12 protein-coding genes are annotated in these 11,495 nt (G+C 68.9%); 7 read left to right on the forward strand and 5 right to left on the reverse strand.

Going from position 1 to position 11,495, the window contains the following annotated elements:
• Positions 1-28 precede the first annotated feature (28 nt).
• From LK09_RS09945 to LK09_RS09955, 3 genes are all read left to right on the forward strand, one after another.
• Positions 29-1,021, forward strand: a complete 993-nt coding sequence (locus tag LK09_RS09945; protein ID WP_039398806.1) for a sugar ABC transporter substrate-binding protein — start codon at positions 29-31, stop codon at positions 1,019-1,021.
• Positions 1,022-1,086: 65 nt separating this feature from the next.
• The gene (locus LK09_RS09950; RefSeq protein ID WP_039398807.1) at positions 1,087-2,175 is read left to right on the forward strand and encodes an ABC transporter permease; all 1,089 of its coding nucleotides are present in this window, start codon (positions 1,087-1,089) and stop codon (positions 2,173-2,175) included.
• A 5-nt stretch (positions 2,176-2,180) separates the two neighbouring features.
• Positions 2,181-3,077 carry an ATP-binding cassette domain-containing protein gene (locus LK09_RS09955; RefSeq protein WP_052226643.1) on the forward strand — a complete coding sequence of 299 codons (897 nt, stop codon included), beginning with the start codon at positions 2,181-2,183 and terminating at the stop codon, positions 3,075-3,077.
• Positions 3,078-3,289: 212 nt separating this feature from the next.
• Here LK09_RS09955 and LK09_RS09960 read toward each other — a convergent pair whose 3' ends face one another.
• Entirely contained in the window at positions 3,290-4,279 is a 990-nt protein-coding gene (locus LK09_RS09960) for a LacI family DNA-binding transcriptional regulator (protein WP_039398809.1), read from the reverse strand.
• 127 nt (positions 4,280-4,406) lie between these two features.
• Between LK09_RS09960 and LK09_RS09965 the strand changes: the two genes are divergently transcribed.
• The 4 genes from LK09_RS09965 (at position 4,407) to LK09_RS09980 (ending at position 7,302) form a co-directional block, all read left to right on the forward strand.
• Positions 4,407-5,600, forward strand: coding sequence for a Gfo/Idh/MocA family protein (locus tag LK09_RS09965; protein WP_039398811.1), 1,194 nt, complete (start codon positions 4,407-4,409; stop codon positions 5,598-5,600).
• A 1-nt stretch (position 5,601) separates the two neighbouring features.
• Positions 5,602-6,609 (forward strand): sugar phosphate isomerase/epimerase family protein, encoded by a 1,008-nt coding sequence (locus tag LK09_RS09970; protein ID WP_039398813.1) that lies wholly within the window; start codon positions 5,602-5,604, stop codon positions 6,607-6,609.
• Between the two features lie 76 nt (positions 6,610-6,685).
• Positions 6,686-6,955, forward strand: a complete 270-nt coding sequence (locus LK09_RS09975) for a hypothetical protein (protein WP_039398815.1) — start codon at positions 6,686-6,688, stop codon at positions 6,953-6,955.
• Positions 6,952-7,302 (forward strand): type II toxin-antitoxin system RelE/ParE family toxin, encoded by a 351-nt coding sequence (locus LK09_RS09980; protein WP_052226644.1) that lies wholly within the window; start codon positions 6,952-6,954, stop codon positions 7,300-7,302. The genes LK09_RS09975 and LK09_RS09980 overlap by 4 nt, the downstream gene beginning before the upstream one ends.
• Positions 7,303-7,328: 26 nt before the next feature.
• On the opposite strand, the gene LK09_RS09985 is transcribed toward LK09_RS09980, so the two are convergent.
• From LK09_RS09985 to LK09_RS10000, 4 genes are all read right to left on the reverse strand, one after another.
• Entirely contained in the window at positions 7,329-8,402 is a 1,074-nt protein-coding gene (locus LK09_RS09985) for a transaldolase family protein (protein ID WP_039398816.1), read from the reverse strand.
• Positions 8,399-9,280, reverse strand: coding sequence for a sugar phosphate isomerase/epimerase family protein (locus LK09_RS09990; RefSeq protein ID WP_039398818.1), 882 nt, complete (start codon positions 9,278-9,280; stop codon positions 8,399-8,401). The genes LK09_RS09985 and LK09_RS09990 overlap by 4 nt, the downstream gene beginning before the upstream one ends.
• 111 nt (positions 9,281-9,391) lie before the next feature.
• A complete protein-coding gene (locus LK09_RS09995) occupies positions 9,392-10,405 on the reverse strand; it encodes a Gfo/Idh/MocA family protein (RefSeq protein ID WP_039398820.1) in 1,014 nt (337 codons plus the stop codon).
• 94 nt (positions 10,406-10,499) lie between these two features.
• A complete protein-coding gene (locus LK09_RS10000) occupies positions 10,500-11,450 on the reverse strand; it encodes a sugar phosphate isomerase/epimerase family protein (protein ID WP_039398822.1) in 951 nt (316 codons plus the stop codon).
• Between the last annotated feature and the right edge of the window lie 45 nt (positions 11,451-11,495).

Here is an 11,495-nt window from a genome sequence, read left to right on the forward strand (position 1 = left end):
GGCGGCATCCCTGACGAAAGGAACTCCCATGACCCTGGTCTCACCTCGCAAGCTCGTGGCGGTCGGCGCCGCGGCAGCGGCGATCGCCCTCGCGCTCAGCGCGTGCAGCGGCGGCGGCGCCCCGAAGCAGACGGCCGCCGCAGACTCCGGCGGCAACGGCAACTCCGGGTACAAGATCGCCATGATCACCCACGAGACGCCCGGCGACACCTTCTGGGACAAGATCCGCGCCGGCGCCGAGCAGGCCGCCAAGGACACCGGCGTCAAGCTGACCTACTCCAACGACCCGCAGGCCGACAAGCAGGCCCAGCTCATCCAGACCGCCGTCGACTCCAAGGTCGACGGCATCGCCACCACCCTGGTCACCCCCGACGCCCTCGCCGGCTCGGTGAAGGCCGCGCAGGCGGCGGGGATCCCCCTCGTCGGCTTCAACTCCGGCATCGACCAGTACAAGCAGCTCGGTGCCCTCATGTACTTCGGCTCCGACGAGAACCTCGCCGGCAACACCGTCGGCGAGAAGCTCGCCTCCGAAGGCGTCAAGCACCCGCTCTGTGTGATCCAGGCCGCCGGATCGGTCGCCCTCGAAGCCCGCTGCGCGGGTGTCAAGGACAAGGTCTCCGGCACCGAAAACATCCAGGTCAACGGCGCGGACGACTCCTCGGTCGTCTCCAGCCTGCAGGCCAAGCTCGCGCAGGACTCCTCCATCGACGCCATCGTCACCCTCGGCGCGCCCATCGCCATGGACGCACTGAAGGCGATGAGCCAGGCAAGCAGCAAGGCGAAGCTGGTCACGTTCGACCTCAACGAGCAGGCCGCGCAGGCCATCAAGGACGGCAAGATCGAGTTCTCCGTCGACCAGCAGCCCTACGTGCAGGGCTACATGGCGGTGACCGCGCTGTACCTCTACATCAAGAACGGCAACGACATCGGCGGCGGCGGCCCGGTCCTGACCGGTCCCTCGATCGTCGACAAGAACAACATCGACAAGATTCTTCCGTTCACCAAGAACAACACCCGCTGATCCTCCGGGGCGGGGCCGATCTCCCGGCCCCGCCCCTTCCCGTCCGTCCAGAAAGGAGTCCTGCCATGAGTCAGGACCTCAAACCGAGTCAGGCGGCCACCCCCGCCCCGGCTTCGGCGGGTGCCCCGTCCGAGGCATCCAATCGCGTGAAACTTGGCTGGTCGAACCGGCTGCTGGCACGCCCCGAGTTCGGCGCGGCGGTCGCCGCGGTCATCATCCTCATCTTCTTCCTCATCATCGCGCCGTCGTTCCGCTCGGCCGACTCGATCTTCACCGTCCTGTACCAGGCATCCACCATCGGCATCGTCGCCGTCGGCGTCGGCATGCTCATGATCGGCGGCGAGTTCGACCTGTCCGCCGGCGTCATGGTCACCACCGCGGGCCTGTTCAACGCGCTGTTCAGCTACTACCTGGGCATCAACCTCATCGTCGGCGCGATCACGTCGCTCGTGTTCTGCCTCGCCGTCGGGTTCCTCAACGGCTATCTCGTGATGCGCACCGGCATCCCCAGCTTCCTCATCACGCTCGGCTCGTTCTTCGTACTGCAGGGCGCCAACCTCGGCATCACCAAGCTCGTCTCGGGCACCGTATCGAGCCCCGACATCTCGCAGATGGACGGCTACCAGTTCATGTCCACCCTGTTCGCCGGCTCGTTCACGATCGCCGGGGTCACCGTCTGGAACACGGTCATCTTCTGGTTCGTGTTCGTCGCCCTCTCCGGCTGGGTGCTGCAGCGCACCAAGGTCGGCAACTGGATCTACGCGGTCGGCGGCAACGCGGCATCCGCCCGCGCCGTCGGTGTGCCGGTGGTGCGCGTGAAGATCGGCCTGTTCATGACGGTGTCGTTCCTCGCCTGGTTCGTCGGCATGCACACCCTCTACCGGTTCAACACCCTGCAGGCCGGCAACGGCGTCGGCAACGAATTCCTGTACATCATCGCCGCGGTCGTCGGCGGCACGCTGATGACGGGCGGCTACGGCAACGCGATCGGCGTCGCGATCGGCGCGTTCATCTTCGGGATGACCTCGCTCGGCATCGTCTACGCCGGGTGGGATCCGAACTGGTTCCGCAGCTTCCTCGGCGTGATGCTCGTCCTCGCCGTGCTCGTGAACCTCTACGTCAAGCAGCTCTCGACCAAGCGAAAGGTGGGTTGACGGCCATGTCCGAAGAACTTTCCGCCGAACCCGTGCACGCGGCCGTTCCGCTGCACTCCGCGGAACCCGAGCGCAAGGGCACCACCCTCATCCAGATGACGGACGTCGGCAAGACGTACGGCGCCGTCCGGGCGCTCAAGGGCATCAACCTCAAGGTCAACGCCGGCGAGGTCACCTGCGTCCTCGGCGACAACGGCGCCGGCAAGTCCACCCTGATCAAGATCATGGCGGGCCTGCACGACCACAACGAGGGCACCATGCTCGTCAACGGCGAAGAAGCCCACTTCACCTCACCGCGCGAGGCCCTCGCCGAGGGCATCGCGACGGTCTACCAGGACCTCGCGGTCGTCGGGCTCATGGAGGTGTGGCGCAACTTCTTCCTCGGATCCGAACTCACGCACGGGAAGTTCCCGTTCGCCGGGCTGCGGATCAAGGAGATGAAGGACATCGCCGACACTGAACTGCGCAAGATGGGGGTCGTCGTCAAGGACATCGACCAGCCCATCGGCACTCTCTCCGGCGGCCAGCGTCAGTGCGTCGCGATTGCCCGCGCCGTCTACTTCGGCGCCAAGGTGCTCATCCTCGACGAGCCGACCGCGGCCCTCGGCGTGAAGCAGTCCGGGGTCGTGCTGAAGTACACCGCCGCCGCGCGGGATGCCGGACTCGGCGTCGTGTTCATCACCCACAACCCGCACCACGCGTACATGGTGGGCGACCACTTCGTCATCCTCAAGCTCGGCCAGGCTGTGCTCGACAAGAAGCGCGACGACGTCGCCCTCGACGAGCTCACCCGGCAGATGGCCGGCGGCGACGAACTCGCCGAACTCAGCCACGAGCTCAAGGAGCTGGGCGGCATGACGTCCGCGATCCGCACCATCGAGGCCGATTCCACCCGCCGGTAGTGGGATGGTGTCGCCGGCGGAGGGGATGCGACGAGGGGAGGACGCCCGAGGCCCGAGGCATCCTCCCCTCGCGCCATCACCTCCCCTCGCGACGCCCACCGGAGGGACACGGTTGGGCGTCGCCGGCGGAGGAAAGACGACCACGGGAGGACGCCCGAGGCCCGAGGCATCCTCCCCTCGCGCCATCACCTCCCCTCGCGACGGGGCGGGCGTCAGGCGCGGGGCGGGGCGGTGGTGCCGCGCACGACGAGGGCGGGGGCGAGGGTGCGGTGCGCGGGTGCCGCAGTTGATCCGCCCATGCGGGATGCCAGCAGCCGCCCGGCCTCCCGCCCCACGTCGGTGCTCCGGTCGTCGATCGTGGTGAGGTCGATGAGCCGCGCGCCGGCGAGGGCCGAGTTGTCGTAGCCGACGACGGACAACCGGCCGGGCACGTCCCACCCGAGTTCGCGGGCCGCGCCCAGGACGCCGACCGCCATGGTGTCGTTGGCCGCGAAGATCGCGGTCGCGTCGGGATGCCGGCGCAGTACGTCGAGCGCGGCACGGTATCCCTCGGGCTCGGTGGCTCCCGGCGCCGGCGTGCCGACGACGGCGTCGATGCCGGCCGCGGCGAGCACGGCGGTCGCGCTCTCGGTGCGCGCCGTGCTCGCTCCGCCCGTGGCCGGCAGGTGCGCGATGCGGCGATGGCCGAGCGCCAGCAGGTGCTCCACCGCGAGGCGCGCGCCGAGGCGGTCGTCGTTCGCGACCGAGTCGGTGTCCGGGGCGGCCTGGGCGCGGGTGCCGGCGATCACGAGCGGCGGCGCCCCCGGACCGAGGAGCGCCGCGGGCACGTCCATCGCCACGACGATCCCGTCGACCCGGCTGGAGAGCAGGCCCTCGACGGGGTCTTCGGCGGCGGATGCCGTCGCGACATCCACCACGCTCAGGCGATAGCCCTCTGGCCCAAGCACCTCATGGAGGCCGCGGGCGAGGTCGATGAACCAAGGGTTCGCGTAGTCGTCGATGAGCAGCCCGACCGCCTGGGTGCGGTCGGAGGCCAGCGCGCTTGCGGCGCGGCTCGGCCGGTACCCGAGCTCGCGAATCGCGGTTTCCACGGCGTGTCGGGACGCGTCGCTGACGCGCGGCGACCCGCGCAGGACGAGCGAGACGAGCGATTTGGACACCCCCGCGGCGGCTGCGACGTCGTAGATGGTCGGACGCGACATCCTCTTCCTCGATTCGTTATTGACAGGACATATGCACAAGACTATCGTGGACGCCTGTTGGAGCGCTCCACTGAGCTGAGCGTATCCGGCATCCGGACTCCACCCACCACCCCCACGAAGGAAACACATGAGCACGACCGACATCGGTGTCGCCGTCATCGGCGCCGGCATGGCGGGCAAGGCGCACGCCGCCGCCTACCGCAGCGCCACCACCGTCTACAGTGCGTCCCTGCCGCCCGTGAGGCTCGTCTCGATCGCCGACGTCTACGAACCGGCCGCGATTCAGACCGCCGAGCGATTCGGGTACGAGCGCCACGACACGTCCTGGCAGGCGATCGTCGACGCCGACGACATCGACGTGGTGTCGGTCGTCGTCGCCAACCGCCTCCATCGCGAAATCGTCGAGGCGCTGCTCGCGGCCGGCAAGCACGTGCTGTGCGAGAAGCCCCTGTCGGACACGATGGGGGACGCCGAGGCCATGGTCGCCGCCGCAGACCGGGCTTCGACGATCGCCCGGATCGGTCTCACCTTCCGCCGCTCCCCCGGCTTCGCGCTCGTCAACAAGCTCGCCAAGGATGGCGCACTGGGGCGCATCTACAACGTGGATGCCTCCTACTGGACGGACTACGCCGCCGACCCCGCCGTGCCGATCAGCTGGCGCTTCAAGGGACCGGCCGGCTCCGGCGCCCTTGCGGACGTCGGAAGCCACCTCAGCTACCTCGCCGAGTTCGTCGCCGACAGCGAGATCGTCTCGGTGCACGGCGGCACGCTGAACACCGTCATCCCGCAGCGGCCGAAGCCGGCCGGCGCGATCTCCGGCCGCGGCAGGGTCGAGGTCACCGACGAGTTCGACACCGTCGAGAACGACGACGTCGCAACCTTCAGCGCGCTGCTCGCAAACGGCGCCAACGCCACCCTGCAGGTCTCGCGCGTCGCCGCCGGCCACCCCAACTCTCTCGCCGTTCAGGTCTTCGGTGAGAAGGGCGCCGCACGGTTCGACTTCCGTCACCCGAGCGAGGTCGAGCTGTTCCTGCACGACGACGATCCGGCCCTCGCCGGCTGGCGCACCATCGTGCTCGGCCCCGACCACCCCTATTGGCGCGGCGGACTCCCGATGGACGCCCCCGGCGTCGGCGTCGGCCAGAACGAGGGCTTCGTGTTCCAGGCCCGCGCGTTCCTCGAAGAGGTCGCCGGCATCCCGGAATCCGAATCCCTGCCCCGCAACGCGGACTTCGCGGACGCCCTTCGGAACATGAAGCTGCTGGATGCCGCCGCGCGGTCGGCCCTCACCGGCGGCGCGACCGTCACGATCGGAGACTGACATGCGACTCGGCCTGTACAACGCCATCCTCCACGACCGTCCCCTGCCCGACGCGCTGCGCGTCATCGCCGACAACGGGCTCACCGGCATCGAGCTGAACACCGGCGGATTCCTGCCGCCGGTGCACGTTCCGCACTTCGACGACATCCTGGTGAGCGACACCGCCCGCGACGACTACCTCGGGGTCTTCGAGGGGACGGGCGTGTCGATCGCGGGCCTGAACTGCAACGGCAACCCGCTGCACCCGGGCCCCGCGATCGGGCCGGTGCACGCGGAGGACATCCGCCGCAGCATCCTCCTCGCCGAACGCCTCGGGCAGCACCGGGTCGTCACCATGTCGGGCCTGCCCGGCGACAGCCCCACCTCCACACGTCCGAACTGGATCGTGAACGCGTGGAACTCCGCCGCCCTCGACATCGCGAACGCGCAGCTGAAGACCGCCGCCGACTTCTGGCGCGAAATGGACCGCTTCGCCGCCGACCACGACGTCAAGGTCGCCCTCGAGCTGCACCCGCAGAACGTCGTGTTCAACGTGCGCACCGTCGAGCAGCTCGTCGAGGCGACCGGCGCGACGCATGTGGGCGTCGAGCTGGATGCCTCACACCTGTTCTGGCAGCAGATGGATCCGGTCGCCGTGGTGCGCCACCTCGGACCCCTCGTGTTCCACGCGGCGGCCAAGGACATCCGCGTCAACCCCGAGTACGCGCAGCTGAACGGCGTGCTCGACAACGGGTTCCGCCGGATGCGAGAGGATGAGCAGCGCACGAGCCTCGGCGGCGACGAGTGGGTCAACGAGTGGCCGAAGGACTCCTCGTGGGACTTCGTCGCGCTCGGCAAGGGCCACCCGGTCGAGTACTGGACCGAGTTCCTGCGGGCCCTGCGCGACGTCGACCCGGACATGCTCGTGAACATCGAGCACGAAGACGTCTCCCTCGGCCGCGAAGAGGGCGTCGCCGTCGCCGCGCAGGTGCTGCTCGCCGCGGATGCCGCCCTGGAGGCGAACCTGTAGCGGCATCCGGCACGCGAATCGGGCCCCGGCGATCCCGCCGGGGCCCGATGTCGGTGCTGCGCCGTACACTCGAAGCATGACCCCGACGGCGGCCCGAGTACTGGAGAGCGCGAAGACGCTGTCCCCTGCCGAGCGCGCCGAAATCGCCGAAGAGCTGATGCTCACGATGCAGGCGAAGGACGTCGAGGACGCAGATCGGCGAGCCGCACTGCAGTCAGCGATCGACGCTGCCGTGCGATCCGCCGACAACGGTGAGAGCTTCCAGATTCCCGCCGACGGAACACGCGAGTTCGTCCGCGGCCTGGGGCGCGAGGCGACCAGGCTCGTCGACACCCGCCGCTCGTGACGCAGATCTACGAGATCACCCCGCCTGCGCGAGCAGACATCGTCGGGATCCTGGTGGCCTCCTATGACAAATTCGGCTGGCGCGTCCGAGATGGCTACGAAGAACTCATCGCGACCGCAATCGACGCGATTGTGACAGACCCGATCCAGATCGGGGTGCAGGAGCACCCCGAATTCGGTCTGGGCATCCGAGCGTGGCATCTGCGGCTAAGCCGAGACAGCGTCCCTGCGGACGTCCGACGAATCGTCACGCCCAGGCACATCATCTTCTTTCGCGAAGCGCGCGATCGAGTGCAGATTCTCCGCGTGCTGCACGAAGCCATGAGCCTTCCCGACCAGCGATACTGATCGCCGCTGTTGAGCGATGCCGCAGGTCACACGGGCGGAAGCAGGATGTCGCGGACGACCTGGTCGAGGGCCTCGTCGGCCTCCAGGAACTGACGCAGGGTGCGCACCGTGGCGCCGAACGTGTCGAACTCGGCGGGGGTCATCCCGTCGACCTCGTACGCGCGGCGGAACTCCGGCACCTTCTCTTCGAGCGTGGCGACGATGTGCGGGTCGACGGGCACCGCGATGCGGTCGGATGCCTCCAGGTCGTTCTCGTTGATGCGGGCCTGCCAGTCGAACGGCGGCGAGACGACGAGGTCTCCGCCCTGCAGTTCGGACCACTGCAGGTGGTTGCGGAACGCCGCCGACAGCACCCGCGAGCGGAACCCGCGCTCCTGGAACACCGCGTACGCGCGCTTCAGGGCGGCCACGCCCGCCCACTCGAGGTATCCGGGATCGATCAGGATGCGGTTCTTCGCCACCCACGCCTTCAGCCAGTCGTCCAGGCGCCCGCCCATCAGGGTGACCACCGAACCGAACTCGCGCTCCGGCATCCCCTCGGCCGCGCGCCGGTCGAGACCGCGCTCGATCGCCTCGGCGGCGGCGACCGCCTGGGGCACCGTGAACGACACCGTGACGTTGATGCTCACGCCCCGGTAGGCGGCCTCCTCGATCGCGACGAGGCCCACCGAGGTCGCCGGGATCTTCACGATGATGTTCTCGGCGAGCCCGGCGAAGTGCACCGCCTGCGCGACAAGCGCCTCGGCGTTCCGGTGCAGGCGCGGGTCGGTCTGCACCGACAGGCGTCCGTTGCGGCCGCCCGATGCCCGGAAGGCCGGCTCCAGGAGCCTCGCCGCCTGGATCGAGAGCTCCTCGACGACCTTCCAGCCGATCTCGGACTCGGATGCCGTCGGGAACTCCGCTGCCAGCTCGGCGATGCGCGGCTTCCAGGTGTCCAGGTGCGCCCGCACGGCAGCGAGCGCGATCACCGGGTTGCACGTGGCGCCGACCGCGCCGAACTCGATCGAGCGGGCGAGTTCCACCGGGTCGGCGGAGTCGTTCCAGAGCACGGTGGGGAAGCGCTCCGCGGCCCGGCGGGTGGCGAAGACGGGAGCGGTCATTTGCGGCGTCCTTCCGAGACGAGCTCGCGCAGCCGCGCGAGCTGGGAGCGCGAGACGGCGTCGGCCGCCTCGTCTTCGGCGAACACGTTCGACACCAGCAGAGCGTCGTCGCGATCGAGGTAGCCGATGGCGCCCAGCGTGCCGAACAGCTCGCTCCAGTCCACATCCCCGGCGCCGATCGCCAGATGCTGGTGGATGCGGGCCGTGTTGCCCGGCGGATTGGAGATGTACCGCAGCCCGTGCGAGCGGCGGTGGTCGAACGTGTCGGCCGTGTACACGGCACCGAGCCGGTCGCCGATTTCGGGCAGCAGCGTCGTGGCGCGGTCGCCGTAGTGGAACGTGTGGGATGCCACGTACACGAAGCCGATCGCCTTCGAGTTCAGCCCGCGCAGCACCCGCCAGGCCTCGAGGCCGTCCTCGACGAAGTCGTCGGGGTGCGGGTCGATGTTCAGGCGCAGCCCCTCGCGCTCGATGATCGGCAGCAGCTCCTCCATCGACCGGTAGAACGCCGCCTCGGACTCCTCTGCCCGCTCCGGACGCCCCGAGAACTCCGTGTTGATGACGGGCACGCCGAGCTCGACGGCGAGCTGGATGATGCGCCGGAAGTTGCGCACCGCCGCGTCGCGTTGCGGCTCGTCGGGCCAGGAGAGGCGCTGCACCGGAAGCAGGGCCGGGATGCCGACTCCGGCATCCGACGCGCGCTTCTTGAGCTGCGCGACGAGGTCGTCGTCGGCCTTCGGATACCGGAAGAACGGCGAGAAGTCGACGTGCGGCGTCAGCTGCAGATGTTCGTAGCCGAGCCGTGCGGCGACCTCGGGGAACTCCAGCAGACCGAAGTCGTGGTGGTAGGGCGTCGGGTCGAGGGCGATGCGGACCATGGTTGTCTCCTCAGTGAGAGCCGGTCGTTGAGCGAGAAGCGAAGCGACGAGACGAAACGACCTGGGTGAGGCGTTTCGTCTCGCTGCGCTCGCTCAACGACCGAATCGGGGTCAGGCGTAGAACGCGGGTCGGGCCGCGGCATCCACCGACTGCACGCCGCCCTGGAGGGCGCGCACGCCGGCCTCGCAACTGAGCGCGACGAGGTAGCCGTCCCACGCGTTCGGGCCGTCGACGAGGGTGCCGGCGCGCACCGCGTTCACCCAGCGCTGGATCTGCGCGTCGTAGGCGTCGGCGAACCGGGTGGTGAAGCTGACGTGCTCGCCGATCGAGAATCGACCGTCGTGCCACTGCTGCAGGCCGGCGGGCTGCCCGATGCGAGCGATGCCCTGCTCGAACACGGCCTCGGTGGCGACCTGGTAGCCGAACTGCACGCTGACGTTCATCTCGACGTCGACGAGCACACCGTTCTCGAGCTCCATGATCACGAGGATCGGTTCGCGCAGGTGCTCGGGCGACAGCGAATTGCGCCGCGGGTACTTGACCTCGACGGTCTTCACCGGGGATCCCGCGAGCCAGGGCACCACATCGAACTCGTGCACGACGGAGTCGGTGATGAGCATCTCCTGCGTGTAGCTCTCCGGCACGGACGGGTTGCGGTGCGCGCAGCGCAGCATCAGCAGCTCACCCTCGTCACCCGAGGCGATGAGCTGCCGCAGGGCGGAGTACTGCGCGTCGAACCGACGCATGAACCCCACTTGGATGTGCGGGCGGTCGAGTCTCTGCTCGAGCTGGAGGATCTGCCACGAGGATGCCGAATCCGGCGTGAGGGGCTTCTCGCAGAGGATCGGAAGGCCGGCTTCGAGCGCGGGCACGAGCACCGGCTCGTGGAACTTGCCCGGGGTCGCGATGAGCACCGCGTCGACCGCGTCGGCGGCGAGGGCGTCCTCGATGCGGCTGAACGCCTGCGAACCCGGGGCGTTCTGCGCGGCAGCGGCGGCGCGGCCGGCATCCGGCTCGACGACCGCCGAGACGACGGCACCCGAGATGCGGTTGGTGATGCGGGCGATGTGGTCGGCGCCCATGAGGCCGGCGCCGACGACGCCGACGCGCAGATCCGTGGTCATTTCAGTGTCTCCTTGATTCGGCGCCCTGAGCCTGTCGAAGGGCATTCGCCCCCAGGGGCCTGCGCTTCGACAGGCTCAGCGCGCATGAGCGTGGTCAGTGCTGCCGGGCGAAGTGGGTGCACGCGAAGATGTGGTCGCGCGTGCGCTGGGCGATGGGGAACGGGCGATCGACGTCGCAGCCGTACATGTCCTGCTCGACGATCGCGAAGATGTCGGGGTCGATCGCGGCGACCGCCTCGATGATGGGCGCGAGGTCGGGCACGCCGTGCGGCGGCTCGATCATGATGCCTTCGGTGACGGCCTCGGCGAAGGGGGTGTCGTTCTTGAGCACGTCGAACAGCAGGCTGGTGTCGACCTGCTTGAGGTGCAGGTAGCCGATGCGCTCCGGGCGCTCGTGGATGAGCTTGACGTTGTCGCCGCCGTAGTAGGCGAAGTGACCGGTGTCCAGGCACAGATTGGTGTACCGCTGGTCGGTCTCGTCGAGGAACCGCAGCACCTCGCGGGTGGTGCCGACGTGGCTGTCGGCGTGGGAGTGGAACTGCTGCTTCACCCCGAACTCCTCGAGCAGCGCCTTGCCGAGCCGGTCGTGCCCTGCGGCGAGCTTCTTCCATTGCTCGTCGGTCAGGGTGCGCGACTCGAGCACCTCGCTGGTGGCGTCGCTGCGCCACAGATCGGGGATGACGACGAGGTGCTCCGCGCCGAGCTGCGAGGCGAGCCCGGCGACGGCGAGCGCCTGATCCCAGGCGCGCTGCCACTGATCGTCGCCCTTGTGGAATCCGGTGAACACGGTACCGGCCGAGAGCTTCAGCCCGCGCGAGCCGAGCTCGTCCTCGAGCTGATGCGGGTCGGTGGGAAGGTAGCCGTACGGGCCGAGTTCGATCCAGGTGTAGCCCGACGCGACGACCTCGTCGAGGAACCGCTGCCACGGCACCTGCTTGGGGTCGTCGGGGAACCAGACGCCCCACGAGTCCGGCGCGGTGCCGATGCGCAGGCCTGCGCCCGTGTTCACACGGATGTCGGCGTCTTCAGGAATGGTGTCGGTCATTTTGTCTCTTTCGGATTGCCCTTCGACAGGCTCAGGGCGCGGGGC

Source organism: Microbacterium mangrovi (assembly GCF_000802305.1).
GTDB lineage: Bacteria > Actinomycetota > Actinomycetes > Actinomycetales > Microbacteriaceae > Microbacterium > Microbacterium mangrovi.